This window comes from Chitinophaga pendula (assembly GCF_020386615.1).
Taxonomy (GTDB): Bacteria; Bacteroidota; Bacteroidia; order Chitinophagales; family Chitinophagaceae; genus Chitinophaga; species Chitinophaga pendula.
In genome coordinates this window covers 1,181,447-1,206,952 of the sequence record NZ_CP077769.1, presented here as the reverse complement: position 1 = coordinate 1,206,952, position 25,506 = coordinate 1,181,447, and the positions used below count along the sequence as shown (strand labels likewise).

The 25,506-nt window shown below is 47.5% G+C and carries 25 protein-coding genes; 10 read left to right on the top strand and 15 right to left on the bottom strand.

Features of this window, described 5'->3' with window-relative positions:
• Positions 1 to 3: 3 nt before the first annotated feature.
• The gene (locus tag KTO58_RS04900; protein ID WP_095840460.1) at positions 4 to 1,032 is read right to left on the bottom strand and encodes an efflux RND transporter periplasmic adaptor subunit; all 1,029 of its coding nucleotides are present in this window, start codon (positions 1,030 to 1,032) and stop codon (positions 4 to 6) included.
• Positions 1,033 to 1,264: 232 nt separating this feature from the next.
• Between KTO58_RS04900 and KTO58_RS04895 the strand changes: the two genes are divergently transcribed.
• Positions 1,265 to 2,788, top strand: coding sequence for a glycosyltransferase family 39 protein (locus KTO58_RS04895; protein WP_095840461.1), 1,524 nt, complete (start codon positions 1,265 to 1,267; stop codon positions 2,786 to 2,788).
• A 16-nt stretch (positions 2,789 to 2,804) separates the two neighbouring features.
• Here KTO58_RS04895 and KTO58_RS04890 read toward each other — a convergent pair whose 3' ends face one another.
• Positions 2,805 to 3,398, bottom strand: a complete 594-nt coding sequence (locus tag KTO58_RS04890) for a YdeI/OmpD-associated family protein (protein WP_095840462.1) — start codon at positions 3,396 to 3,398, stop codon at positions 2,805 to 2,807.
• A gap of 6 nt (positions 3,399 to 3,404) precedes the next feature.
• The gene (locus tag KTO58_RS04885) at positions 3,405 to 3,872 is read right to left on the bottom strand and encodes an SRPBCC domain-containing protein (RefSeq protein WP_095840463.1); all 468 of its coding nucleotides are present in this window, start codon (positions 3,870 to 3,872) and stop codon (positions 3,405 to 3,407) included.
• A gap of 333 nt (positions 3,873 to 4,205) precedes the next feature.
• Between KTO58_RS04885 and KTO58_RS04880 the strand changes: the two genes are divergently transcribed.
• Positions 4,206 to 4,430, top strand: coding sequence for a hypothetical protein (locus KTO58_RS04880; protein WP_095840464.1), 225 nt, complete (start codon positions 4,206 to 4,208; stop codon positions 4,428 to 4,430).
• A 201-nt stretch (positions 4,431 to 4,631) separates the two neighbouring features.
• Here KTO58_RS04880 and KTO58_RS04875 read toward each other — a convergent pair whose 3' ends face one another.
• The 7 genes from KTO58_RS04875 to KTO58_RS04845 form a co-directional block, all read right to left on the bottom strand.
• Positions 4,632 to 5,819, bottom strand: a complete 1,188-nt coding sequence (locus KTO58_RS04875; protein ID WP_095840465.1) for a TlpA disulfide reductase family protein — start codon at positions 5,817 to 5,819, stop codon at positions 4,632 to 4,634.
• Positions 5,820 to 5,829: 10 nt separating this feature from the next.
• The gene (locus KTO58_RS04870) at positions 5,830 to 7,275 is read right to left on the bottom strand and encodes a PKD-like family lipoprotein (protein WP_095840466.1); all 1,446 of its coding nucleotides are present in this window, start codon (positions 7,273 to 7,275) and stop codon (positions 5,830 to 5,832) included.
• A 38-nt stretch (positions 7,276 to 7,313) separates the two neighbouring features.
• A complete protein-coding gene (locus KTO58_RS04865; protein WP_095840467.1) occupies positions 7,314 to 8,060 on the bottom strand; it encodes a DUF4843 domain-containing protein in 747 nt (248 codons plus the stop codon).
• Between the two features lie 10 nt (positions 8,061 to 8,070).
• A complete protein-coding gene (locus tag KTO58_RS04860) occupies positions 8,071 to 9,471 on the bottom strand; it encodes a RagB/SusD family nutrient uptake outer membrane protein (protein ID WP_095840468.1) in 1,401 nt (466 codons plus the stop codon).
• A gap of 18 nt (positions 9,472 to 9,489) precedes the next feature.
• A complete protein-coding gene (locus tag KTO58_RS04855; RefSeq protein ID WP_225860058.1) occupies positions 9,490 to 12,990 on the bottom strand; it encodes a SusC/RagA family TonB-linked outer membrane protein in 3,501 nt (1,166 codons plus the stop codon).
• 52 nt (positions 12,991 to 13,042) lie between these two features.
• Positions 13,043 to 14,002 carry a FecR family protein gene (locus KTO58_RS04850; protein ID WP_095840470.1) on the bottom strand — a complete coding sequence of 320 codons (960 nt, stop codon included), beginning with the start codon at positions 14,000 to 14,002 and terminating at the stop codon, positions 13,043 to 13,045.
• Positions 14,003 to 14,069: 67 nt separating this feature from the next.
• Entirely contained in the window at positions 14,070 to 14,624 is a 555-nt protein-coding gene (locus KTO58_RS04845) for an RNA polymerase sigma factor (protein WP_095840471.1), read from the bottom strand.
• Positions 14,625 to 14,887: 263 nt separating this feature from the next.
• Between KTO58_RS04845 and KTO58_RS04840 the strand changes: the two genes are divergently transcribed.
• Positions 14,888 to 15,082 carry a hypothetical protein gene (locus KTO58_RS04840; protein ID WP_095840472.1) on the top strand — a complete coding sequence of 65 codons (195 nt, stop codon included), beginning with the start codon at positions 14,888 to 14,890 and terminating at the stop codon, positions 15,080 to 15,082.
• 53 nt (positions 15,083 to 15,135) lie between these two features.
• Positions 15,136 to 15,324 (top strand): hypothetical protein, encoded by a 189-nt coding sequence (locus KTO58_RS04835; protein ID WP_157753180.1) that lies wholly within the window; start codon positions 15,136 to 15,138, stop codon positions 15,322 to 15,324.
• Between the two features lie 752 nt (positions 15,325 to 16,076).
• On the opposite strand, the gene KTO58_RS28875 is transcribed toward KTO58_RS04835, so the two are convergent.
• From KTO58_RS28875 to KTO58_RS04810, 5 genes are all read right to left on the bottom strand, one after another.
• Entirely contained in the window at positions 16,077 to 16,265 is a 189-nt protein-coding gene (locus KTO58_RS28875) for a ComC/BlpC family leader-containing pheromone/bacteriocin (RefSeq protein WP_095840474.1), read from the bottom strand.
• A 385-nt stretch (positions 16,266 to 16,650) separates the two neighbouring features.
• Entirely contained in the window at positions 16,651 to 17,160 is a 510-nt protein-coding gene (locus tag KTO58_RS04825; protein ID WP_095840476.1) for a hypothetical protein, read from the bottom strand.
• Positions 17,161 to 17,214: 54 nt separating this feature from the next.
• Positions 17,215 to 17,898, bottom strand: a complete 684-nt coding sequence (locus tag KTO58_RS04820) for a YbjQ family protein (protein WP_095840477.1) — start codon at positions 17,896 to 17,898, stop codon at positions 17,215 to 17,217.
• 1,546 nt (positions 17,899 to 19,444) lie between these two features.
• Positions 19,445 to 19,738 (bottom strand): hypothetical protein, encoded by a 294-nt coding sequence (locus KTO58_RS04815; protein WP_095840479.1) that lies wholly within the window; start codon positions 19,736 to 19,738, stop codon positions 19,445 to 19,447.
• A gap of 244 nt (positions 19,739 to 19,982) precedes the next feature.
• Positions 19,983 to 20,177, bottom strand: coding sequence for a hypothetical protein (locus KTO58_RS04810; protein ID WP_157753181.1), 195 nt, complete (start codon positions 20,175 to 20,177; stop codon positions 19,983 to 19,985).
• Between the two features lie 553 nt (positions 20,178 to 20,730).
• Here KTO58_RS04810 and KTO58_RS04805 point away from each other — a divergent pair.
• The 6 genes from KTO58_RS04805 to KTO58_RS04780 all read left to right on the top strand — a co-directional run bounded on the left by KTO58_RS04805 (position 20,731) and on the right by KTO58_RS04780 (position 25,503).
• Positions 20,731 to 21,162 (top strand): MarR family winged helix-turn-helix transcriptional regulator, encoded by a 432-nt coding sequence (locus KTO58_RS04805; RefSeq protein WP_095840481.1) that lies wholly within the window; start codon positions 20,731 to 20,733, stop codon positions 21,160 to 21,162.
• A gap of 18 nt (positions 21,163 to 21,180) precedes the next feature.
• Entirely contained in the window at positions 21,181 to 21,786 is a 606-nt protein-coding gene (locus tag KTO58_RS04800; RefSeq protein WP_095840482.1) for an isochorismatase family protein, read from the top strand.
• A 130-nt stretch (positions 21,787 to 21,916) separates the two neighbouring features.
• Complete coding sequence (locus KTO58_RS04795) at positions 21,917 to 22,309, top strand: hypothetical protein (protein ID WP_157753182.1); 393 nt, start codon at positions 21,917 to 21,919, stop codon at positions 22,307 to 22,309.
• Positions 22,290 to 22,949, top strand: coding sequence for a hypothetical protein (locus KTO58_RS04790; protein WP_157753183.1), 660 nt, complete (start codon positions 22,290 to 22,292; stop codon positions 22,947 to 22,949). Before KTO58_RS04795 ends, KTO58_RS04790 begins: the two co-directional genes overlap by 20 nt.
• Entirely contained in the window at positions 22,939 to 23,838 is a 900-nt protein-coding gene (locus KTO58_RS04785) for an HTTM domain-containing protein (protein WP_095840485.1), read from the top strand. Before KTO58_RS04790 ends, KTO58_RS04785 begins: the two co-directional genes overlap by 11 nt.
• Before the next feature lie 138 nt (positions 23,839 to 23,976).
• A complete protein-coding gene (locus tag KTO58_RS04780) occupies positions 23,977 to 25,503 on the top strand; it encodes a hypothetical protein (RefSeq protein WP_157753184.1) in 1,527 nt (508 codons plus the stop codon).
• Positions 25,504 to 25,506 lie beyond the last annotated feature (3 nt).

Genomic DNA, 25,506 nt, shown 5'->3' with positions numbered 1-25,506 from the left:
CAATTATTTTATGGTGATCGCTACGCCGTCATGTAATTTCTGCTGACCGCCGGTGACTACCTGTTCGTTTTCGTTGATGCCTGAGGTGATTTCTATCTTATTGTCTACCAGCCGGCCCAGGGTGACCTTACGTTTAAAGGCCTGGTGGCGGGCGGTATCGGCGATGAAGACATAGGTGGAGTTGTCGGTATCATGGAGTACGGCTTCTGCCGGTAGTACCATCATTTCGCTCCTGGTGGCGGAGGTGGTCTGTAACTCTGCGATCATACCAGGGCGGATAAGGAGCTGCGGATTTTTAAGCTCCATCTTAACGGTGAATGCGCGGGTGGTGGCATCGGCGGCGGAGCCTACTTCTACCACTTTGCCGGTGAAGGTAGTGTCCAGGGAGGGGATGTATACTTTACTCTCCTGTCCGAGGCGTATACTTCGCAGTTCGGACTCGGGTACTGCTGCGTTGACTTTGACCTGTTGTATATCGGCCACAACGAACAGGGGCATACCGGTGTTTACGATCTCTCCTACTTCGGCATTTTTCTTCAGCAGTACACCATTGAAGGGAACATATAGTTTGGTCTCTTTGACATTCTTTTGCTGGAGGTTACGTTGGGCTTTGGCTTGTTCCAGTGTGTTGGATACTTTGGAGAAGTCGCTTTCGCTGAGGCTTTTCCTTTCGTGCATGATCTTTAGGCGGTCGTATTCGTCCTGTACCTGGTTGAGGCTGGCGTTGGCGGCATCGAGGGCGTAGCCATAGCTTTGCGGGTCGAGGCTGGCCAGGAGTTGTCCGGCATTGACACGTTGGCCTTCGTTGGCAGCGATATAGTTGATTTTACCCGCGACCATAAATCCGAGGCGTACGGTCTTATTACCCTCTACATTACCGCTGAGGCGGATGGTGTTCTGATCGCTGCTTTTGGTCAGCTGCTGTATGACAACCGGTATGGCAGTTTCCGTTTGTTCGTGCGTGTTGCTGGCATGCTGGCAGCCTATGAATGCCATTGCAGCCAGGCAACCCAGGGCGTATAGTTTTGTCATTATCCAGGGAAATTTGTTAATGGCTACAATATTTGCGCCAGTCGTTATTTACTCTCGATATGTAACAAGTAAGGAGCGGGGATTGTTTGAGGCAGATAGTAAGGTCCTGAAAGAATGCGTATATTAGTGTCTGCAAATTAATCTGATACGCCTTACAGGCTTTTCCATTCTTCGTATATACCAACGGGACATCCGGTCGAGTGGCCGGTCTGATTTATTTATGTAATTACCTATGACAAAGAAAACAATCATTTTACTGGCATTTATCATTGTCAAGTTCCTGTTGAGTTATCATCTGATCAGCCCGGAGTATGATTTGCAAAGGGATGAATATTTGCACCTGGACCAGGCCGGGCATCTGGCATGGGGATATTTGTCGGTACCACCTGTGACTTCGTGGAATTCCTACCTTATCCGGTTATTGGGCAATTCGGTATTCTGGGTGAAGTTCTTCCCTGCCTTATTCGGGGCATTGACCTTGCTGGTAGTCTGGAAAGCGATCGAGGTATTGAAAGGCGGCCTGTTTGCTCTTATACTCGGGGCGACCTGCGTATTATTCTCCATCCTCTTGCGGCTTAACATCCTGTACCAGCCTAATTCGCTGGATGTGCTTTGTTGGACCTTACTGTATTATTGCCTGATCCGGTATATATATGACGACCGGGTGAAGTGGTTATATATTGGTGCGCTTGTATTTGCCTTTGGATTCCTTAATAAGTACAATATCGTTTTCTGTGTGATGGGATTGCTACCAGCGTTGCTGCTTACGTGGCAGCGACAACTATTTACGGAAAAACACCTTTACCTGGCTGCTTTGCTGGCGCTGCTACTGATAGTGCCTAACCTGCTTTGGCAATATCATCATCATTTCCCGGTGGTGCATCATATGAAAGAGTTGTCCGAGCGGCAGCTGGTGCATGTAGACCGGTGGGGTTTCCTGCGGGCGCAGCTTTTGTTCTTCGTGGGGGCATTACCGGTGACACTGGCGGGGTTGTATGCGGTATTAAGCTATGCTCCTCTGCGTAAATATGCGGTTTTCTTCTGGAGTCTGGTATTTACGCTAGCCGTGTTTCTGTATTTCAAGGCTAAAGACTATTATGCTATTGGAATATATCCTATCTATATATCCTTTGGTGCGGCTTATCTGGCGGATGTGCTGGACAATGGCTGGAAGCGGTATTTGCAGCCGGTGCTGGTGATCATTCCGCTATTGTTTTTCGTGCCGATGTACCGGGTATTGTTCCCGACGAAAAGCCCCGAGTACATTGTAGCGCATGCGGAGCGTTATAAAAAGATCGGGTTGCTGCGGTGGGAAGATGGCAAGGATCATCCGTTGCCACAGGACTTTGCCGATATGCTTGGTTGGAAAGAGCTGGCGCATAAGGTAGACAGTTTATATGCGCTGATGCCGGACCCTGCAAAGACGCTGGTACTCTGTGACAACTATGGCCAGGCGGGTGCGATCAACTTTTATACGAAAAAAGGGGTGAAGGCGGTGTCTTTTAATGCGGACTATGTCAATTGGTTTGATCTGCGTGTACGTTATGTGCACCTGATACGGGTGAAAGACAATGCGCGGGATATGGAGATAGAGAAATCCGGTCCTTTCTTTACGACAGCGGTGGTAGCTGATTCTATAACAAATCCATTTGCCAGGGAGTACGGTACGATGATCTATACATTTACCGGCGCCAAGATCAATATCAATAAAAGGATCGAGCAGGAGATAGAGGAAATGAAAAGCCGGTGGCGATAATGAGACAGGGAAAGGACTATTCATTTAGTCCTTTTCCGTCGAGTATTTGTGGGATACATTTTTCTACTCTTGCTTCCCGTGTTTTTGCCTGCTTGGGTGCGGAGAAGTGCAACAGGTAGGCGCGCTGGCGGCCCGGTGTCAGAGCATCGAAAGCCTTTTTCAGTTTGGGCATTTTATCCAGCTTTTGCTGGAATTCTTCTACTACGGCGAATTCAGAGACTTTCTTCAGGTTGACCTGGAGGCCTGCTTTTTCCACTTCAATGGCTTCGAATACATAAGATTTTATGACTGCTTCCAGTTGTACTATTTCTTTCAGGCTGGTAAACCTGAGCTGACGTGCTGCCTGTACATTTTCCGTCTGTTGTATCAATACATTTTCCGGATCGCTTAACAGTGCGCCTTTGAAGAACAATATAGCACAGTAATCTTTGAAGCCATGTATCAGGACGATGTTACTATCGTTATAGCTATAGCAAGGTACGCCCCATTTCAGGTCTTCTGCCATCATACAGTCGAGCAGGATGTCTCTCAGCTTTTCAAATTCTTTCTGCCACTTCTCTTCTCTGTCTATGAAAGCATCTACTTTATGATTTGTTGCACTCTTTGCCATTGCCGGTTATTTTTTTAGTTTGCTCATGATCTCTTGTATACGGGTATGTGCCATATCGATGCCTTTGGGCATACCGAATTTGACGACCTGGTCTCTTATGACTACGGATTCATATAGTACATGCATATTGAGCCTGCTGGTATTTTCGGTGAGTGGTTCGAAGCGCAGGAATTCCAATTGTACCCCCATAGCGCCGTTCTCTATTTCGAAGGTGCGGGTGATCTTATGGTCGGGTATGAGTTCATGGATCACGCCACTGAAGCGATGGAGGTTGCCTTTAGGATCTGTTGTTTCAAATTGGTAGCTGCCATGTTTTGTGCTTTCCAGTTTGACTACTTTGGTGCCCATCCATTGTTCTACGATATCGGCCTCTACATAGGCTCTGAACAGCAAGTCTACCGGCAGTTCGAAGTCGCGGGTGATCTTAACTTCCTGTCTGCCATCTTCTACATTTACTTTGGTTTTACGCTCCATGATATATTTTGTTTATGCGGATTGCCTTATGTAGCTATTTGACTACAAAAATACATGTAGCTATTTAACTACGCAAATTTATTTTACCAGCCGGTTGCTGCGGTAATACTGGTAATCTGGTCAGAGAAGTCGCTATGATGTGATCTTGCGGCTTTAATATCACTGCGGTGATTCTTCAGTTAAGATAACTTATCTTGTAGATAATTGATCAATGCCAACATTTTTCCTATCAAGCAAATCTTAAACGTTTAAGCACTATCGAACAACAATCTGTCACTACTAGCTGCTACTAGTGCCCACATTTTAACTTTCACAATAATTAAACTCAGCGACATGAAAACACTGCAATTCCAATCTATGAGTAACGTGGACGTATTGTCCAGAAGTGAAATTAAGAACGTATTAGGCGGTCAAGCTGTCCGGTTTACCGTTCGTCCGTCGAAAGAGGGGGAATATTGTAACTGGATGGACATTAAATGTGAAGCGGGGTTGACCTGCTGGTCTACTAACAACCCCTCCAGTCCGGATCAGGGTAAGTGCGTGAAGACGGCGAACTAACTTTTTATTATAGTCATCACCAGGAGAGGGAGGCGATTGCCTTCCTCTTTTTTTGTAGCGCAGTCCACCTCATTTTATCATGCAGTGGATGTGAGATACGGCATCTTTCTTCTCTTTTTTCGTATTGCCATTACTGTGAAAGGGAGGCTTGGCCTCCCTTTCGGTTGTTGCTGCTCTCGTGAACTCCCTGCGGCCGGTATGTTAGCTACCTGCCAGATATTTTTTTACCAAGTTTTCCAGCTCTTGTTGTTTGAGGGGGGTATTGCCTACAAAACGTTTGATGATCTTACCATCTTTCCCGATGAGCAGTTTGGTTGGGAAGGCGCTGACGCCATATAGTTTGGCGACATCTTCCTGTGGGTTGTCATTATTGAGGAGGTTGACCCAGTTCATGCGATCTTCTGCTATGGCTTTTTTCCACTTTTCCTGTTGTTGTTGTGGGGTGCTACCTCTTTCGCAGGCGACGGCAACGATTTCAAAGCCTTTGGATTGGAAGGCGTTGTAGATTTCTCTGAGGTGGGGATTACTCATCCGGCAGGGTCCGCACCAGCTGCCCCAGAAGTCGAGGAGTACGAGTTTGCCTTTAAACGCGGAGAAGCGTACAGGTTGGGCGGAGGTGTTGTTCAGTTGGAAATCGGGGGCCTGTACGCCGGCGGCTGTCAGTTTAGCTTTTTCCAGTCTTTGTGCGTAGGCCTTTGCGGCGGGTGACGCCTTCAGGGCTGGGGACATGCGATCATATATGGGTTCGACTTTGGCGGGGTCCAGGAAGGAGCGGGTACAATCCTGCAGCAGGTCGAGGATGATGCCTGATGCGGGATGTTTTTCCATAAAGGCCCAGCGCAGGTGTTCTTGTTCGTCGTAGTAGCGGTAGGATTTTTCCTGGTAGCGGGCGATGGCGATGGAGTCTTTGCTACGATAGGCGGGTTCTCCTTCCGAGCGGTACAGGCTGTCTTCTTTATGTTGGACAACGGCCAGTTGTTGGTTGAGCAGTTCTTGGTCTGCCTGGGCGGGCGAGCCGGTGACCTTTGAGGACCGGAGGGTGCTGTCTGCCTGTATGCGTAAATTTCCGGCGTCCAGGTAGAAGGTGTATTCGTATGGTTTCAGCATACGTGTCTGGCGGTAGTATTGCGCGGTACTATCGGGAACGCTGAAGTATAACGTTGCTTCTACGGGGTAGTGTAATGTGCCGGTGAATTTGTATTGACGGTTTTTTATCCGGGCGCTATCCTGTTTTTTCTCCCCATTCTGTTCATAGCGCAGATAGACCCAGTTATTTAGCGGTGCGTTACTGTTTATGCTGCCTTTGATCTCAAAGGGCGCTACTGCTTGCTTTTGCTGTGCCTGTGCCATCAGGGGCATACAGAGGCCGATTAACATCCATGATTTCATGATCACTTGTTTATTTGTAAAAGAGAGAGATGATCTTTCCGAAGCCGCCGACTACTTTGACGGGAGTGTTACTTTTCAGGAGGCCGGTATCTTCGATATCGAAGTAGTATAGTTTGCTTTCACTGCCATTCCAGGAGACAGCCAGTAGTTTGTTCTGCGTCGTGTATGTCCAGCCGTTAGCTGTTTTGTCGGGTATTAGTTGTAAGGCGGTGATGTTTTCGCCGGCAGGCAGTGTGTAGAGGTGCCTGGCAGTATTGGCTTTGTAGTCGTACAGGTATAGCTGGTTGGCAGCGCTGTAGTAAAGCTGAGGCACTTTGGCTGACGCCGTATATGCGGTGGCTGTCTGCATGGCCGGTGCGTTTGCTACTGCCACGTATTGGATGGCGGCATCTGCGCTGTTGCTATCCGGGTTGACGATGTATATATGCAGGGAGCCATCGCTGTCTTTCATTATCCATAGTACATAGTTGCTGGCGGTCGGTGCAGCGTATACGTATTTTTTGCCGATCTTATTGAGATCGAATGCGCTGGCTCCGGTGGCTGGTGGGTAGAACAGGAGGTCTCCCCCTGACTTTTTGCCATAGGCGAAGCGGCCATTCGCTTCGTCGTAGGTGGCGAAGGCAGCGAACCAGCTGTATAGCGGATGGAGATAGGGCGCCGCTTTATAATTGCCGGCCATTGGCGCTACAAACTTGATGGGGTTGCTGGTAGCGCCCTGCATGCCATAGATCTTTCCACTATTGATGATATAGGCGTCGTTGTTACAATTATAGAAGGACGGCTCCATTGTTGCCGGCGGGGTCTGGAATTGTTGTGACAGCACTCCTTTTTTCGCATAGGTCTGTACATCGAGGAGTACGGGATCGGTACCGGCGACGATGAAGATAACCTGTTGCTGATAGCGGTTATTGTCGTTGTAGCTACCCAGTATGCCTTTCAGGGGAGGGATGAGTCGTTCGCCTTTGTTGATCTGGCTGTACAAGTTGCGATATACTTTGTAATCGGGAGTGACCTGGCTGAGGTCTCCACCCTGCGGGCCTTCTTCGAGCAGGAGTGCGCCATTGCTCAGCAAGGATTTGACGATCATGGTGACCTCTTTGGAGCTGCTGATGCCGGTGTTTTTGTCTGTTACCCGGAATACGAGCGGGTAGGTACCGATGCCGGTGGTGACCGGCATGCGCAAGGCGAGTGTATTGGCTACGGAGGTTCTGGTGTTGGCTTTGTAATCTATTACGAACCAATCATAGCTGTAGTTACCGTTGCTTACCCCCTGTTGCGTAACGGAGGGTTGGAGTTGGAGCGTGTCCAGCAGCAAGGTATTGAGGGTATCGGGCAGGCCGTTGATCGTCATTTCTGCGATCTGTGTGTAGTTGTAGTTGCCTTTGTCCTTATAGCATGCTGTGAACAGGAGCATGGTGATGAGGAGCAGGGTGTATATACCGGGCAGGTGTTTCATGCCTGTTGTTTTAACGTGAAGAGAAAGTAGTGTATACGTCAGGGGAATACTACGCGATTCCCGTTTTCGTCTATCATAGGGCCGTTGGCAGCTTCATAGAGGCGTAATGCTTCGTGCACCATGCTGGAATAGTTGTGCATATCGTTGAGTATGGGTGCACCGGCGCCATCGCGGCCTCTTGGGGGCCAGTTGCTGCGACCGGTGACCTGTATGATAAATTTGAATTTAGTCTCGCTATAGTTGCCGAAGAATGTTTGTAACCAGCTGCCGGCGGATTCCCATTTATCCGGTTTGGTGAGTTTGTCATTGAGCCGGATGAGGTAGTATGGATTGGCGCCGGTGGCGAGGCGGGTGATATTGAGCGGGAAGTCCTGACTGGGTGTTACCTGTAACATCAGTCGTACTTCGCGGTCTTTGAGATCGGGGCGACGTTTTACGATGATGGCGAACCTGGCGATGAAGCTATCGGCTTTGATGAGGCATACCGGTAGTTCGTAGTGCTGTGCCTGGGTGGCGGAGGTACTGTCTTTGACGATGGTCATGGGTATGGGACGATCGTTTTTGGTGGGCAGGCCGGTGATGCGTATGGGGAGGTATATGGTGTCCTGCTGGAGTGTATCTGGTTTGACAGCGAATGAATAGGTGATGCTGTCTTTATAGCTATCCATACTTTCTTTATTGATATATACGCCTGCCTCATTGGCGAACCTGGGTGTGTCTTTCACGCAGCTTCCCATGCAGAGGAGGCCCATTATCAAGCCCGTATATTTAAGATGTTGTAGCATATTGATTCATTTAACGGTTACCGAATTCTACTTCGTTGTCGGGTAATGGCAGGACATAGGTGGCCTCATTCATCTGGACGGCGGTACGAGGTATCTGCGAGCGATTGAGTCTTTTAAAATAAAAGAACAGCTGGCCTTCGCTGCAGAACTCTTTGGTATATTCTTTTGTGAGCTCTGCTGTGAGGGTAGCTTCGTCTATGGGGGTGGGCAGGCCTACCAGGCCTCGTTTACTTCTTATGGTGTTGAGATAAGTGAGTGCGAGGTTTTTGTCTGGTGAGGCTTCTGCGGCGATGTAGTATAGTTCCGGTAATTTGATCAGTGGTATCTGTCCTTCGATCTCGAGGGCGCCATTGACATCCTGGTTGTATTTGGTAAAGAGGGATACGTCTCCCTGCCGGGCTACCAGGTAGCGATAGCGGTAGTCGGTGGCGCCCCCTTTGGTTACCTCGAACATATCGTCGACGACTGTTGGCAATTGATAGATAGTGACGGCATTTGTGCTACCTGGTTTGAATTCGCGGTCGTAGAGGATTTTGAGATCGGATACCTGTATGGCGAATATATGTTCGGTGGAGAAGGTGCGATCGCTGTTGTAGGTGGCGTTGAAGGTGTTGGGATCTCCGAAGGTGAAGCGTGCTTCATCTATGACGGATTTGGCGTACTGTAAGGCTTTTACTTTATCCCCTTTATAGAGATATATACGTGCCCGTAGTGCCTGTACTGCCCAGTAGTTGAAATGATTGCGGGTATAGGAGCGGAATGCGTCCGGATCGGCGTAGAACAGCTGTTGTTGTACTTTGAGCAAGCTGTCGGCGGCATCGAGGTCTTGCAGGCATTTATCCATTATTTCGGTGGCGGTACTTTGTGGTGTGACCAGCTTACCGAAGGTGGTGATATATGGGATGGCCTTTTTTGCGGCGCCTGTTGCGATCACGGGGCCATATATACGCAGGAGGTCGAAGTGCAAGAATGCTCTGAGGCCGAGGGCTTCTCCTTTAACCATTTCGTAGTGCTGACCGGAGAACACTGACTTTTGCTGATCGACTGCTGCGAGCAGGTTGTTCAGGTTGGCGATACATTCGTATTGTAGATTCCAGACGGAGTCGATGGCGGTCCTGACCTGTATGTCCCTATAGTTGTATTTACCGACGTTGGCATATTTGTTATTGAAGTCCTGTACATTGTAGTATTGGGCGAGCACGTCCAGGATGGTGAGGGTGAGGGTACCTCCATACGATGCTGTCTTACCCATTTTCATGTATACGCCGAAGAGGGCTTCTTTGAACCCGGTTTCTGTTTCGAACATGTTCTCCTGTTTTATTTCGGTAGCGGGGCGTACATCCAGCCATTTTTTGCAGGAGAGCATTGCGGAGAGCAGCAGGTATATGCAGATAATTTTGGTATGTTTCATTTGATCTGCTTTTTTCGTTTAGAAGAATGTGGTGTTGATATTAAAGCTGAATGTGTTGGCGAATGGGTAGTCGAGACCCCGTTCGCGTTTGATGCTGGAGATGCGGAATGGATTATTCAGGTAGAAGTCGATGCGTGTATTCGACATTTTCATCCTTTTAAGCCATTGATCCGGGAAGCGGTAGCTGGCGGATATGCTGCTGCAATCCAGTGTATTTTCTGTCTGCACGAAGCGGGAGGTGGTGTAGGTAGGTGTAGATACCGGTTGTGATATGCCACCGGAGGTGAGGTAGGTGATCCCTTTATACATGGAGTGGTCTCCTGGTTTTCGCCAACGCTGTTCTGACACGCGTCTATCTACGTTATAGGTGATGTCAGCATTTTCGACCCTATCTACGAGTGTCTGATTATATATCTGTGCGCCGAGGCGGTACATGATGTAGATGTTAATGCTAAAGCCTTTGAAGTCTACACCTGTGGAGATGGTGCCGGATACTTTAGGTTCGGTGTCGCCCAGGACGATTTTGTCGTTGGGGTCCCAGGTGTAGGTATAGGTACCATCTCTGCGGCGGAACAGTTCCTGGCCGTTGGCCGGGTCTATGCCCATGCTTTGTACGCCCCAGAGGGCGGTTAATGATTGGCCTTCTTCGAAGCGGAGACGAGGGTATAGTTGTTGTTTCTTCTCGGTATCGTTGCCAAACTTATCGTTGTCGCTGTTCAGCTTTTTCAGCGTGTTGGATATCTTATCGATCTTATTGGTATTGTGATAAGCTGACACGCCTATTCTCCAGAAAAATTCTTGCCTGGTGCGCTGGATGAGTACGACGTTGGTGCTGACCTGCCAGCCTTTGTTGCGCAGGGAGCCGACATTTTCCTTGAAGCCGGAGAAGCCGAGGGAGGGCGGTGTGCTAATATCGAGGATGAGATCATTGGTACTGTTGTCGTAGTAGTCTGCGCTGAGGCTCCAGCGGTTTTGCCAGAGGGTGGCATCTACGCCGATGTTTCGCTTAAATCCTTTTTGCCAGCCGAGGGCGGGATTGCCGTAGCCCATGAGGTATGCACTCAGTTGGTTGAGGTAATAACGATCGTTCGCATAGGTGTAGGTGGTGATGGCCATGTATGGCGGGAACCGTTGGTCGCCGGTGGTACCTATGGAGGCTCTGAGTTTGAGGAAGTTGATCAGGCGATTGTTGTGCAGGAAGGCTTCGCGGTGGATATTCCAGCCGAGGCCGAAGGACCAGAAAGGTGCGAGGCTTTTGTTGGTACCGAACTGGGAGGAGGCGTCGATGCTGGAGGAGAAGTCTGCCAGGTAGCGGTTGTCGTATGAGTAGTTGATATTCATGCGCAGGCTGGCGAGGCGGCTGATACCCTGGATGCCGGTGGGTTTTGTATTGGCGGCGTATCCGCTGGCGAAGATGATATTGTCCATTTTGGCGTTGGGGAATCCTACGGCAGTGACGCCGGTTGATTCGTTCTTTATCTCGTTGAGGTTACCGCCGCCGGTGACGTAGAGCAGGCTTTTGCCGAACATCTTACGGATATCGAAGCCGAGGGTGGCGTTATAGTTAGCGCTTTTGCCATTTATTTTCTGGAAACTTCCTTTCTGGCTAAAGTCGACGTTGTCGAAGCTGGTATGAGCGGCTGGTTTGAAGTCGTTGGATTCGTCGGTGCTTTTGGTGAAGCTGAAGCTACCGTTGAAACGCAGCCAGGAGAGTGCGGACCATTCGAAGCGGAAATTGTTGGTAAACAGCAGGTACTGGCTATTGTTACGGCTACCGATGGTAGCGTTATATATGGGATTTTCGAGGTAGTTGTAGGTATAACCGATCCAGCTGGTATCGAGGTATCGGAGTGGATGGGCATTTAAATCGAAGGCTTTATTATAGGGATTCATTTTTGCGTAGGCGCTGAACGATCCATATGGCGAGTTAGTGGCTTTATTGGAGGTAATGGAGAGGTCGTTTCCGAAGAGTAGTTTGTTACTACGATAGTTGAGTGTGACGCCTCCGCTGAGGTTTTGGCGGCCGGAGCCTTTCATGACGCCGACATTGTTCTGATAGCCGAGGTTGACGCCATATCGCACGGCGTTGTCTCCTCCTTCGAGGTAGAGGGAGTGTGTGCTGCCGACGCCTGTCTGTAGTGGTTGTGAGAGCCAGTAGGTGTTAACGCCGCTGGTTACCGCTTTGAGGCGGCGGTTGTATTCTTCATCCAGGTTGAGCTGATCACCCTGGAAGCGGGTGGAGATGTATCTGCCGGCATCTTTTTCCAGTTGCAGTTTTTCTTTAGCGTTGAGCAGGTCATAGCCGTTGAGGTCGGGTGCTTCTACCTGGAGGCCGCCGCGGTAGGATACTCTTACGGCGCCTTCTTTGGGCTGGCGGGTGTCGATGACGATGACGCCGTTGGAGGCGCGGGAGCCATATATGGCGGTGGCGGCGGCATCTTTGAGTATGGTGATCCTGGATACGCGGTTCATATCGAGGTCGAATATGCGTTGTATGCTTACTTCGAAGCCATCGAGTACGAACATGGGAGCATTGGGTTTGTCGCCGTACATGCTGCGGAGGCTGGCGTTGCTGCTTCTGCCGGATTGTACGGGGAAGTTGTTCTGTCCGCGGAGTTGTACGTCTGGCAGGCGGTTAGGATCGGAGCCGAGGTTGATATTTTCGGGCATCTGGAAGGCCGGATCGAGCACAGCGATGGCTGCCAGTATATTTTGGGGTGAGATGCGTTGTAGTTCTTCGGCGGTGATGATTTTGGCGGAGCCGGTGAAGTTTTCCACCGGTCTTTTATAGATGCCTGTTACTACTACGTCGGTAAGCGTTTTTGACTTACCAGTGAGGCGGATGATGAGATCTGTTCTTTTGTCTCCCAAAGTGAGTTCTTTCGGTTCGTAGCCTATATGTTTTATGAGTAGTATTCTGGCGGTGGGGACACGCAATGTGAAGCGTCCTTCTTCATCGGCGGTGGTGCCGAAATTGGTGCCTTCGACCATGACGATAGCGCCTGGCAGTGGATCTTCATTTTCTTCTGCTACGATGCGACCGCTGATGACTACGCGTTGTTGCAGGGCATCGGCAGATGATACATGGTATGTGCCCGCTTGTGCGGTATTACTGACCTTATCAAGTTGGTGGCTTCTTCCTGATGACGGGATGGGTTCTGCGGGAAGTGCAGTATCGTCAGGCGTGTCGGCGCTTATGATGGCATAGGTGTAATCGTTAAATCTTTTTAGTTTCAGGTGCATGGGAGCGATGATGGCAGCGACATATTGTTCTACTTCTTCGCGGCGGGTGCGGGCAGCGTCGCAGGTGCAGGCTTTGCCTTTGAGCAATGATTCTTCATAGATGAAGCTGACCTTATGTCGCTGTTGTATTGTTTTGAGCAATACGGGTAGCGGTATGGATCTTGGTTGTGTGTGCACTACCCTTGCCGGTGCGGACAATGGTGCCGCTGCGGGGGCGGTATTGTCGGGGCATAGCACGGACAATACTCCCGCCAGGAGCAGAGTACATTTGTTCATAGTAGCGATTTCTTTTTTTAAATGGTTGATAAAGTCCTATCTGCTGTCATCATTATTGGTGAGAAATGATGATAGAGTCGCCCTGTTGGCGAATGTTAACATTTAAAATAGTTGATAAAATACTGTAAAGCTGTTGTTCATCGTTTGTGTCCACTGTACCCCCGGACAATCTTTTATGGAGTAGGGTGGTATCATACACGCCTACTTTCCGTCCATAGTTGTATGTGATGAACTTCACTATATCAGCAAAATCGGTGCTGTTTAGTTCAAGTTTGCCTGCTTTCCAAGCGGTGTATATGGTGGTGTTGATCTTTTCTTTTTTAACGGTAGTGTTATGTATGTTGACGGTGACCATTTCGCCCGGCAGCATGTCGACGGGACTGTTATGGCCTTTTTCATGGTTTAGCTGAATATGACCTGTTTCGAGTATGATGCGGGTGATGTCTCCCTGTGTCTTTACATTAAAGGAGGTGCCTAGTACGGTGACCTGTGTGGGACCTGCATGTACCAGGAAACGATGTACCGGTATGACGGTAGCTCCTTTTTTATGCAGGTGTCTAACGTTAAAGAAGGCTTCTCCGGTGATCCATACTTGTCTTTCTTTTGATGGGTCCCATTGGCGGCCATAGCGTAGTACGGCATTGCCATTCATGGTGACGGAGGAGCTATCGGGCAAGGTGATCTGCCTGATCTCGCCCTGTGCGGTGCGTATTACTATCCACTGTTGTTGTTGCTGCCAGAAGCGGTACAATCCTGCTATGGCGAGGAGTATGACTGCGGCGGCGGCGACCTGCCAGTATATAGGCCGGATGCGGGCTTTTCTGGCCGGTTGATTGGCGCGGATCTCTTTCCACATGACCTTACCGGCTGCTTCCCATCCACCTGGTGGAGGGGGGACTTCACTATTGTCCATGCCGGTGGCGTTGTACCAGTCTTCCAGGCGCTGCTTTTCGGCAGGCGTGCATTTGCCCTGGTTGTATTTCTTTATGAGTGCCAGCAATTGTTCATCCATAGTGACGACCTATATGAATGAATAACGGGTGACAGGTGGCGGAGTACTAGTGTCGCGAAAAAAAATTTCAGAGCAGGAGGAGATAGTGTCGCTGGACTTCTTTCCGGATACGCTGTAATGCGGTACTGAGTTGATTTTTGACGGTTTGCGGAGAGAGTGCGAGCAGGGATGACATTTCTGCTATGGTGAGTTGTTGTTCGCGGCTGAGGCGGTATATTTCTTTCATTTTATCTGGCAGCGTCTCGATGGCGGCGGCTAGTATGTTGCGTAGTTCTTTACTGGCGATGTTATCAATTGGCTGTTCGGGTGTATCGGCGGCACGAAATGGCTGGTCGAGTACGTAGTGTAGGCGGACCTGTTGTTTTTCGTAGAAGTCGAATATCTTATTACGGAGTGCGATGAAGAGGTATCCGGCTACGGAGTCGGTGATTTTGACGGTGTGTATGTTCTTCCAGAAGGCAATAAAGACTTCCTGTACCAGGTCCTGAGCGTCGGCTTCGGCTCTCACTCGCTGGTAAGCTATGCGGTACAGGTCCCGCCAGTATCTATCAAATAATTGTTGAAAGGCCCGTTCATCTCCCGATTTGGCCCTTTCTATCAGTGTTTGATCATTGCTCATCATCGGTTATCAATAGCAGCCCCCGTTTTCAGGTAGTAACCTTACTAAATATGCGGAACACAAGTTTAATGAAAATGTTCGCAATAATTGCAGTTTTTTTATCTGGCGCCCATCATATGTACATTTGACATAATAGGACAGGATCATGGTATTTATTTTCTTCCGCCACTGCGGCATTTTTACAGACGGATGCGTTAATATGCAACTTTACGACTGTCACGATTTGATTCAACCCTGTCATTCCAAAACCCAAAATCCATAGAGTTATGAAAAAGATCAGCAAATTTGAAATGATGCATCGCGATGCACTGAAAAGTATTCATGGTGGTGGCGCAGGTATACGCGTGGGGCTCTCCTGTCCTTCTCTGTGCCGTAACACACCCGGTAATGGCTGCGTACGCAGCGGTTGTGCATGCCTGGGTCCTGTAGGTGGCACGGGCAGATGCGCCTCCTTTGAATAACTGTCACCATCTGCACCCATCCTGTAATTTCAAAACCCAAAACCCATAGCGTTATGAAAAAGATCAGCAAATTTGAAATGATGCATCGCGATGCACTGAAAAACATTCATGGTGGTGGTTCGGGCGTGCGCGTAGCCCTCCCCTGCCCTTCTCAGTGCCGTAATACGCCTGGTAATGGCTGCGTTCGTAGTGGCTGTGTATGCCTGGGCCCTGTTGGCGGCGCCGGCAGATGTGCCTTCTAAAAAGCTATCCCCCGGTAGTCCTCGACTATCGGGGGATCTTATTGTTATGTACATCTGTTTGTTTAGTAAGTTGCCTTTTATCGGCTGAGGCGTCTTTGTTTTTTTTTTGCAGGACGATGCACATGTGAGGGCGATAGCTGTCAACAGTATTATGCCTGACTTAGCATTTGCAACAGCAGACGATAAGTTGAGATCAATTTAAAGCGTCCCTGGTTGTCAGGGACGCTTTTGCATACGCTATGGTATGCCAAAACCGCAGAAACCGATGTTTCTACATACACAAAATACGCCTGCCGGCCTGCAATAAATAAATGATGTCTCTGGCGTGCAACCTCTGAAGGGACATTCGCGCTGTGCCACAGAGCTTCCACCACCATTGATCGATTTTAGTTCCGCTCTGGAAACTAATTCGAAGTTGGTCATCTTTTTCATAACAAATATGGATTGGGTTATAGAAAACAGGGGCTGAGACGTTATAAAAAACGTCGATCTTATCCAATAGATTAACCGTCTAGTCATTCCATTCGCATTACAGGATAGCGCTGCGTTCACATAGTGTTCAGTGACGGCTGAACACTACCGTTACATCATAAACGAACGTCGCAATAGCCATTGGCGTTATATATACAGAAATTCCCAGCAGGTTTTCAATACATCCATCCTGTCGTCTGCTGGCAGCATACGAGCTGGCAGGTTGCATTCGCGGCAGCTGTGCCACCACCTTTGCTGACTGTAAGAACAGCACAGTGGTATCAGAAGGGTGATCCGCACATCAAGTCCTTCATACATCCGCAGAATACACCTGGCAAGCAGTTAGGCCAGCCGAACTCCGTGATACATCTTTGCTTGGGGCATTCGATCTGCCCGCGGGTTAAACCGCCACCTTTAACGATTTTGAGATCTGTTCTTGTTAAAGTCTTAAACTGGGTGATCTTCTTCATAACGTATAGTTTTTGGGGTTACAGAAAATAAGGTTTCATCGGCAAATATTTATATCTTAAGTAGTAGGGACGATGCAGTATCAGAAAATGATGGGATCAGCATACATTTGCATACAACTAGCCGTCAATCGTCTGCCCACAGATGTACTTAAACACCCGCTGGATATTCCGGTAAGAATAATTAGACACGTTCTCCAGCTCCCTGATGGAGATAAGACGGTTGTAGTTTTCCGCGATAAAATGCAGGGTGTTATATACCTGGATCAGGAGAGCAGCATTGGTGAGGTTTTGTGGCGGCGAGGTACGGAAAAGGAGGGATTGCTAAAGACCGGGAGCAGGCTCGAAGGCTTTAGCACTATGCCTCCTCTATGATTTCTCTTTTTGTTTACTCCTCCAATTCTACCCCCTGCCAAATATGTATTTTGGTCCTTTTTATTTTCGCTCCTACTCTATACCTAAATATCCCCTTTAAATTCCCGCGCTCCTCCTTTAGTTCAGGAAGCACAGGTAGCTCATCATATTTACTTATTGGAAGAATGGACACATGTACGATAAAGTATTCAGCGGAGTTTGCTCCTATCTGGACAGTTTCTGCCACTTCCTCATAATGATCGGGATGTTGATGTAATATGACCTTAATGGTTTCATTATTTATCAACGTCAGGTCTAGTGGACTGAATGGCTTCGGGATAGAGGAACTATTATAAACATAGGCTTTCAAGACACCAGTAGCCGGCGATGTCTGTTGGTTTACCGCCTGATAAATAAGCCCAAAGTCTTTTATGTCTACGAAAAGAGGGCGTCTCCGGTCAATAAACTCTCTTATCCATGGGAAGCCTATGCCCAGAAACGCTCCTCCCAGGGTGCCTAAAACACCCCATGCTGCGTCAGTCATGTAAATGGCATTTTGTTATTATTATAGAACAGTATCCGCAGTCTTGCCTATTACCTACTGCTGCGGCAAAGCACTTTTTCTTATCGCTTTTATTGTCTCGGGAAACCGCTTATTCAAATGGGATAAGCTGGCCGAATTTTCTTTGATGATTTGCAATGCGGCAATTTTTCCCTGTTCCAGAACATCGAGATTTTCTAAACGAACAACGGTACCCGACATACAAACCATTATCATACCTTTACCGGCACCCAATTCCGAATAGTCAATGTCCGCCGCAATAATTGCATTTCCGCCCATGGCAACAGCCTTTGACCTCAGCTGACTTGCACACAACGATTCGCCATTGGCGATCTTTTCGTTATAAGCACTCGACTGCATACCAAATAGATCTGTCCAGGAAGCCGTAAATTCAGAAAAGAGTCCCGTACCTGTCGTGCTCTGTCCGGAAGCCATTCCAAGAATCCGATACTGCCATCCAAATGGCGAGTGAGTAGTAACGATAGGAATATTACTTATATTCTTCCTTACTTCCGACTGAGCGTCAGAAAATATCTCCCGAAGTTTAGCCATCGCATCATGAGATAGATCGGTACCGCATTTCTTACAATAACCAGCACTTCTGCGGCTCCCGAATTCATTTATCAGGAGACATAACTCATCATTAAGGAGTTCATTTGAATTAAATAGTCCTGATTTGATAGGGCTATCACAATTGGGGCAATTAGCATATTCTGCCATAGATAAGAGATTTAATATTAATTCTACATTAGGTTGTCATTCACTAACAAGGGTACATTGAGGTTAGCTACATCCACAAGCCAATAAGTGATGGGCTTAAACAAATATACAAATTTCCTAATAGTGACAATAAAATGGACGAAGCGCACATACACCGGCCTGTACCGTGCGTCTCAACGCCGTCATATCGCATTCCTAAACATTAGATTAGATACCCGATTATTTCGCAAGCATTATTTCTTCACCTAAAATAAATGTCTTATGAAAAAGTTAATCCAATTCACACCAGTTTCAAGATCGGAGATGAAAGCCTTACATGGAGGCGGTAAAGCGATGACAACAGCGAGGCTTTGCTTCGGTATTCGCTGCGTTATTCAAAGCGATTGTACAAGTATGGGATCAAATTGCAGATGCCTGACGCTTTATTGTGGGGGATTTTAATATCATATTTATGAAAGGGAGGGTGTACCTCTCCTTCAATAAGCGATGCTTTTCATAATAATAGCGGCATAATAGGCCGCTATTATTGTTTTATTATTTACGTACTTGATAGTTCTGACCGCACTTTATACCATTAAGAAAAGAATAGAAATCACACTGCATATAAATGGTTTCTATAACTTTGGGCTAAGAGACTATCAATAATATAGTAGCTATTACGACCTCGCTGAGACCAGCAATAGAAGGCTGATAAAGTTACTATCTACAAGCCTCCTCGTAACTGAAGACTTTTTATACTAACAGTTTTGCCATTAAGTAGTTGATCTATCCAATTCCTATTATAGCAGTTATCGTTGTAACGTCAACTTTTTGAGGCATCTATTACGAAACACTTATTTATCGTTTAACCCTTTTTCTTCCAATAGCTTCCATAATTTTTCATGTATCTTTTGAAGATAAAAGACGATATCATTTATCCTTAGTACCCATCTGATTATTACGATTTGTATCACAACGAATATAGCTAAAGCAGCTATCATAATTGGTATACTGAATGAACTACTACTTTCTAGCATATTAGCATGATTTTTAGTTTTGAAATTCTTTACAGAACATTCCATTCTTTGGTCTATTACGAGACCTTTTATTTAATAAGCATAATTTCCTCTTTTAAGTTGAAACAACAATCAAATCACTTGTAGCTCTCTGGATTGTCAAAAAATTCATTTGAAACCAAACTATTTTTGGTCCTCTAGCTTGAGGTATCTTCTTGGTTGCCAATGCTTCTGCGAATCGAAATGGTTTGAACAGCAAGCAATATTGCATTTAATCATATGAATGTTAGCTCTACTTGAAATAATGTATTTATTGTTCCGCTAGGGAAGAATACCTTTTCAGGTTTTTAAAAAATAAACCTCGACAATTCAATCACAAAAGGTAGGGGCAATTAAGGCCAACGATATAGGAATTTAATAAGTATAAGCCTAAATAAATTGAGTGTTAATAATATGTAGATTCCGGTCGACAATAGCGAAGATAATAATATTTGTTATATCATGATAAATAACAATAGCGATATTGTATATCGCTATTGTTATGCACCCACTTATTTTCTGGTTCTATATCTCTCACAATACTCCCACAGCTTCTTATACTCTTGATCTAAGACATCAATGATCTTTTCCATCTCAGCATTGCTGAGACTTGGAATTAGCTTCTTCCGGCCGTTATAGCGGTCGATAGCTTTCATTTTTCTATAGAAAGTGGGGATGCTCCAGGCACATTCTTCACAGACACGGTCGCGGAATAGGATGGGTACTTCGAATAACCTGGTGTGTAAGTCTTGTAGCATGTTCATTCCTGAGGTGCCGGCATTAGTATGCCCATTCGTTCTTTTCATGTCAACGATGATTTTAGGGGTAAGCAATAAATGACAATCCAATTGGGAACTGCTACAGCTGAAGCGAGTATGGTATCTCCGATTACTATCTTTTCATTTTAACAGCTAGCGGATGAATACGATTACAAAACTATAGTACCAGAACGAATGTAACAATGACGAATAGGTCATTTTTTAAATATAAATAACAGCTACAGCAATGATATTACCAACCGGCCTTTCACCGGTTGGGCTAACAAAGACATTACAGCGATGCCGGGCCGTAACAGGCCTGGCGGGGACGCAGACACACACATGCGGGTTGTGGAGACGGATCACAGTCTGCCTGTGTCCGACAGATGGCTCCGCAATTAGGCTCTCTTCTCTTTCCCAGGCCACCAGAAACTTTTGCCAGTTGAATGCGGGATAAAATACCGAATTGATCGATCAGTTTTCTCATGATATCTATGTTTAGTTTCCTAATGGGGTATAGGGAGCCTATAGCAGGGATCTCTCCCCGCTATAGGACTTACAATGTCTTATAAGGACAAACAAATACGGACATTGCCTGATTGGAACACACACTTACATCCCGCCGGACAGGGTGATCCATTGGTACAGAAAGTGAAGCATACACGGGCCGCATGCGCCTGCCCGCCTCCTGCTACCTGCTTCAGGCTGGTACGTGGTACCTTTTCAAAAGAGGGGTTCAATTTCATGGTGGTAAATTTTGGTACTATGAATATAACTCATCACACTGATGATACCCCGCAGTGAAAAGGCATGCTCTGACTATCGGAATGTAATGCCGCCACTAAGGGAAAGGTATACCTCAGGTATACGAATGATATACTTAAGGTATACAAAAGGTGGACCTGAGATATACAAATGCTATACACTAACTACAGGAAAGGTGGACGTGAGCTATACAATGAGGTCTCAAAAATAATTTGGCAGGTATCCAGATAGTAAAGTAAATTTGTTAAGTAAATTAATAAGTTTTATTAATAATAATGAGTACTACTCAATTGTCCTCCTCCCTGAGATCGGCGATCTCAAAAATGTTTAAACGCCTGCGTAAACAGGCGCATTCTGTTGAAAATCATTCTATTTCAGAGATGGAAACGGTGGGTTATATATACAAGCAGGGACCTTTACTGCCGTCCGAACTGGCATCATTAGTGAAGGTAAGTACACAGTCGATGTCGCAGATACTGAGCAAAATGGATAGCCTGCAGCTCATCAAACGGACACCATCGGAAGAGGATGGCCGTAAGACGTACATCACCCTGACGGAAACCGGCAATAAACTGGTGGAACATACCCGCTACGAGCGGGACGAATGGCTGGCTCAGGCAATAGATACCCACCTGACCAAACAAGAAAGAAAAACATTAGCGGATGCAGTAGCCATATTGGAAAAGCTGAGCGCCGCCGCCGGATAACACAAAAAACCATATTGTATGATCACCGCCTTAGACAAACGCAGCGCCCTGGTACTGATAGACCTGCAAAAGGGCATTGTAAAATACGAAACCGCCCATCCTATTAAGGAGGTGCTGGCACAGGCTAACATCCTGATCGATGCTTTCCGGAAAGCCGGACTGCCGGTCGTGTTCGTGACCGTCAATCCCATGGGGGCAGCCTGGACCAAATGCCGGGTAGAGCAGCCATCGGTGCCGACTAACGTAGTGACACAGACCGTCGCCAAAGTGATCATGCCGGCCACCGGCTTCGAAGAGCTGGTACCGGAGCTACTACAGCAACCGGGCGCCGACATTCACATCCGCAAACATACCTGGAACGCCTTCTTCGAAACACCACTGCATCAGCAGCTACAGGCCCAGCAGGTAACCAACATCGTACTGGGTGGCGTATCCACCAGTGTAGGCGTAGAAGGTACTGCCCGTGCTGCCAGCGAACTGGGATACAACCTCAGCTTCGCCAGCGATGCCATGACAGACCGCTCCCTGGAAGCACATCATCATAGCCTGAAAAACATCTTTCCGCGGATCGGCGAGATCGGCAACGTCCAGGATATACTTAATAAACTGGCTTCCCGTAAATAATAAGCGGGAGCCTGACTGCGATTATATTACCCTAATGTCATAAAAATTCAGTAACTTACTATTGGTACTTTAGGCAGGATTCCGAAAATGCCTTCCAAAAAAGAGTAGGATTAATCCCAAATCACGACTTATGAAAAAGCTAATGTTAGTAACATTAAGCATTCCCGTCATTCTATTACTTTCCTTCACCATCCAACGACCACAACAGAACGGGGTATTAAGGGTCAGCAAGCATCTTTACAATGTATCCAAAGTGGCGAACAAACGCGTCGCTGTCGAAGACAAAGAAGAAGTAAAACGCGTAATCGCGGAGCACTATGGTATCAAAGACTTCACACGAAAAGCCATCATCATTGCTGTCAATGACCCCAGGAACAAAGCTTCCGGAGGTATCTTCGAAACCTCTGTGTACAAAGACTGGATCTCTACCCGCTTCATCTTCTGGAAACAGATCAAAGATCTCCCGCAGGAGGTGATCAAAGCGAATCAAATCATGACAAAGTATGCCGTGGCTGGAAAGTAGGCATCGCAACAGATGGCTGGCCGCATTGCGACTGGCCATCTCTCTCCTGCAGCGCCCTTTACTCTACGTGTGGATCGGCTTTCACCTGTTGTTCATCTTCCTCATGAATGCCGTGACCGTATACAGTTCTTACCAGGAATTCCATCAACGCCGCGACAGCAACCGGGTAGCCAGCGTAGTGGCCAATCTGCTCAACAAGGCTCCTGCGCGCTTTTATGGTCGTTATACCGGCGCTGAAACGGGCTATGGCTTCTTCGGTATCAACGTACGCTCCAATGGTATCTTCCTGGGTGAATGTGAAGGCAAAGTATTGACACCGGACCTACGGTCGTATGAGACGACGCTGCGATTTTTTTCTATGGGCAACTCACTGACAGACGACTTTATCAAACCTGGCACGCAGGATAGCTTATCACATCACCCTGCTGCCGATATCATGAACGACTACAATCAACTGGTACTAAGGAATATAGCGGTCACACTCTTTCAACAACATCACTGTCAGGATACTGCTGTCGCTCTCAGTTATAACCTGCTGGATTTCCCTACGCTGGCGGCCGTGCGGGCGGGCGCCGCTCCTCAATATTCGCAGGTGAAACTGATCACGGTCAACTATAGCCTGCAACCTTATGCAAGATAAGTCGCCTTCCAGTCATGCGGGCTGGCTGTTCTTCTTTCGGGTGAACATCGCCGGCTTCGCATTGCTACACTTTCTGGCCATACAGCCGGACTTTACTGCCTTGTACTCTTACAAAGGGTACATTTATCCCGATATCATGGACACCACCACGGACTATGTAAGTCCGACGGTGGTGAGCTTACAGGCCTTCCTGCAAAGGATGGACCTACCAACAGACTACGAATCATTACTGCTGGTATGCCGGATCGCCTACCCGCTGGCGCTGATATTGCTGATACTGGGTCTTTTTACCCGCATCAGCGCCGTCTTATCCTTGCTCTTTCAACTACTGCTCATTAAATCCATCCACCTCTACGAATATGGCATAGACGGCTATACGACATTTGCGCTGTTCTACTGCTGTGTATTCCCCGTAGGGGCCGTCTATTCCCTGGATAACCGGCGGAGGCGATCCCGCCGGCAACCAGACCACCTGCCCTACCTGTTCTTGTTAAGAGGACACCTGGGTGTGGCGTATTTCTTTTCCGGCTTTGACAAAGTGATCGGTGTAACCTGGCGTAATGGAGAGGCTTTATGGAAAGCGTTGCATAGTCATAATTACTACAGCATGTTCAGCCTGGATTTCCTGGTGGATACCCCTTTCTTCGTGATCAGCGGCTGGGCCACTATCATACTGGAAATATGTTACGGCCTGTTCATGAACCTGCGGTCTACACGCCGTTACTCGCTGGCGGGCATCATCCTGCTGCATGTATTTATCGCTTGTTTTATGGGATTATTCTTCTTTTCAGCGCTGTTGATATTACTGAACCTGTCGGCTTACTATGCGCCTTATATTTCCTATAAGAACAGCAATACGCTTATGTACAGCGAGGTGCCATCAAAATAACACATTGTGGGTATTGTACAGCCCAAAACGAACATTTAGTTTTATTATCGTGTTATAACTGTCGAGTCCCCTCATGTGAACTATTTATTGAACTCCGAATGCACCCAAAACAATTTAGTATCCCTAAACTGAAATAAAATGAGCTCTTATTCTACTCGTTCTATCTGCACATGCGTAGCATTGACGTATGCATCCATTGCAGCTGCACAAGCATCGTCTCCGGTCATACGGGAAGACAGCACTATTAACCAGGTATTCATCACGTATGACCTGGTATCTCCCCGTTTTTTACAGAAACCGGCATTTGTGAAAGAGGGCGCCATCGTTTTTGTGCGCTACGCCGGCGTAAACCGATACGCAGTAACGGCCAATACTACGTTTGCCGAGGTAAACAGGAAGTATGAGGATGGTCTGTCCGCCTTACAAACCGGGCTGGGTACATTGACCCAGGCGAAAGAAGCCACTGCTGCGGCAGACTCTTCTAACAAAGAAACGAAAACCGCATCGGTCGGCGACAGAGAGAAAAAAGAAAAGCTGGAGCGATACTTCGATGCCAAGTACAAGCTGCTCGACAGAATAGAAACGAGCCTCAGCGAAGTGAATACACAAGCGCTACTGATAAAACGGATCGTACAGATGAATAAGGATATCGACTCTGCGAAAAACAATCCTTACCTGAGCGATAAAACCAAAATGCAGAACAGCCTCTTCCTGAATAGCCCTTCGTCCACGATAAAAGCACCTGGAGACTTCAGCAATGCCGTTGCGACATCCATTGGGGCCATCAATGCCGAATTACGAAAGACGGAGGGGTATATCAACGGTATTCACAATAATATGGATAAGGTAGGCGACCAGTTGCCCAAAGAAGAAAGGGCTAAAACAGAGAAAACACTGGCTGACCTGTCCAAAAAAGTTGACACCTTAAAAACTGCGTATAATGGCACTAACGCAGACAGCTTATATTCGACAGTGGGTGCGATGGCGCAGAACGCGTCGATGCTGCTGGATCAGGATTTCATGGCCACCTCCAAAGAAAGCGGTACTGCCAGTGGCGACTTTATCGAGATCAGTGGTAAGCTGCAGGACAATCATGGTGCAGAACTGAAAAAGATGGCCGCCTTCAAGATCCCCACTTATGGCGGGCGTCGTATAGACTTCAGTGTGGGTGTGGCCCTCAATATCGGCGGACAGGGTAAATATAGTTATGACCTGCGGAAAAATCCTACCAATGCGACCAGCGGCAGCGCGATGGATTCTGTAATACTTCTCAAAGATGACAAACATCGCTTATTGAAATTCAATCCTATACTGCATATACACTGGTACAAAGTGTCCAAGTGTGCCGTACAGCCTATGCTGACCATAGGGTTAAGTCCGGACTTCAGCGACATGAGCGCTTCCCGGCTCTCTCTGGGTGGTGGCTTAGGATTTAATACGACCAATGAACTGTTCAGACGGATCGTATTGAATGCGGGTGTATCCGTAGGTTATGGCGATGAATTAAAAACCAAGTATAAAGACCTGGATAACTACGCCCGCTTCGGCGACCTGGATGCTTCAGAGCTGACGAAAAAGACCTTAAAGGCGAGTGCCTTTTTCTCTATAGGCTTTAACCTGGGAGGCTCCGGTCATCAACCATCTACTACTACCTCAAACCAATAATCT

Bases quoted from the DNA above. Each gene is read 5' to 3' on its own strand.
- KTO58_RS04900 (WP_095840460.1), bottom strand. From the start codon at position 1,032: ATGACAAAACTATACGCCCTGGGTTGCCTGGCTGCAATGGCATTCATA.
- KTO58_RS04895 (WP_095840461.1), top strand. From the start codon at position 1,265: ATGACAAAGAAAACAATCATTTTACTGGCATTTATCATTGTCAAGTTC.
- KTO58_RS04890 (WP_095840462.1), bottom strand. From the start codon at position 3,398: ATGGCAAAGAGTGCAACAAATCATAAAGTAGATGCTTTCATAGACAGA.
- KTO58_RS04885 (WP_095840463.1), bottom strand. From the start codon at position 3,872: ATGGAGCGTAAAACCAAAGTAAATGTAGAAGATGGCAGACAGGAAGTT.
- KTO58_RS04880 (WP_095840464.1), top strand. From the start codon at position 4,206: ATGAAAACACTGCAATTCCAATCTATGAGTAACGTGGACGTATTGTCC.
- KTO58_RS04875 (WP_095840465.1), bottom strand. From the start codon at position 5,819: ATGAAATCATGGATGTTAATCGGCCTCTGTATGCCCCTGATGGCACAG.
- KTO58_RS04870 (WP_095840466.1), bottom strand. From the start codon at position 7,275: ATGAAACACCTGCCCGGTATATACACCCTGCTCCTCATCACCATGCTC.
- KTO58_RS04865 (WP_095840467.1), bottom strand. From the start codon at position 8,060: ATGCTACAACATCTTAAATATACGGGCTTGATAATGGGCCTCCTCTGC.
- KTO58_RS04860 (WP_095840468.1), bottom strand. From the start codon at position 9,471: ATGAAACATACCAAAATTATCTGCATATACCTGCTGCTCTCCGCAATG.
- KTO58_RS04855 (WP_225860058.1), bottom strand. From the start codon at position 12,990: ATGAACAAATGTACTCTGCTCCTGGCGGGAGTATTGTCCGTGCTATGC.
- KTO58_RS04850 (WP_095840470.1), bottom strand. From the start codon at position 14,002: ATGGATGAACAATTGCTGGCACTCATAAAGAAATACAACCAGGGCAAA.
- KTO58_RS04845 (WP_095840471.1), bottom strand. From the start codon at position 14,624: ATGATGAGCAATGATCAAACACTGATAGAAAGGGCCAAATCGGGAGAT.
- KTO58_RS04840 (WP_095840472.1), top strand. From the start codon at position 14,888: ATGAAAAAGATCAGCAAATTTGAAATGATGCATCGCGATGCACTGAAA.
- KTO58_RS04835 (WP_157753180.1), top strand. From the start codon at position 15,136: ATGAAAAAGATCAGCAAATTTGAAATGATGCATCGCGATGCACTGAAA.
- KTO58_RS28875 (WP_095840474.1), bottom strand. From the start codon at position 16,265: ATGAAGAAGATCACCCAGTTTAAGACTTTAACAAGAACAGATCTCAAA.
- KTO58_RS04825 (WP_095840476.1), bottom strand. From the start codon at position 17,160: ATGACTGACGCAGCATGGGGTGTTTTAGGCACCCTGGGAGGAGCGTTT.
- KTO58_RS04820 (WP_095840477.1), bottom strand. From the start codon at position 17,898: ATGGCAGAATATGCTAATTGCCCCAATTGTGATAGCCCTATCAAATCA.
- KTO58_RS04815 (WP_095840479.1), bottom strand. From the start codon at position 19,738: ATGAAAAGAACGAATGGGCATACTAATGCCGGCACCTCAGGAATGAAC.
- KTO58_RS04810 (WP_157753181.1), bottom strand. From the start codon at position 20,177: ATGAGAAAACTGATCGATCAATTCGGTATTTTATCCCGCATTCAACTG.
- KTO58_RS04805 (WP_095840481.1), top strand. From the start codon at position 20,731: ATGAGTACTACTCAATTGTCCTCCTCCCTGAGATCGGCGATCTCAAAA.
- KTO58_RS04800 (WP_095840482.1), top strand. From the start codon at position 21,181: ATGATCACCGCCTTAGACAAACGCAGCGCCCTGGTACTGATAGACCTG.
- KTO58_RS04795 (WP_157753182.1), top strand. From the start codon at position 21,917: ATGAAAAAGCTAATGTTAGTAACATTAAGCATTCCCGTCATTCTATTA.
- KTO58_RS04790 (WP_157753183.1), top strand. From the start codon at position 22,290: ATGCCGTGGCTGGAAAGTAGGCATCGCAACAGATGGCTGGCCGCATTG.
- KTO58_RS04785 (WP_095840485.1), top strand. From the start codon at position 22,939: ATGCAAGATAAGTCGCCTTCCAGTCATGCGGGCTGGCTGTTCTTCTTT.
- KTO58_RS04780 (WP_157753184.1), top strand. From the start codon at position 23,977: ATGAGCTCTTATTCTACTCGTTCTATCTGCACATGCGTAGCATTGACG.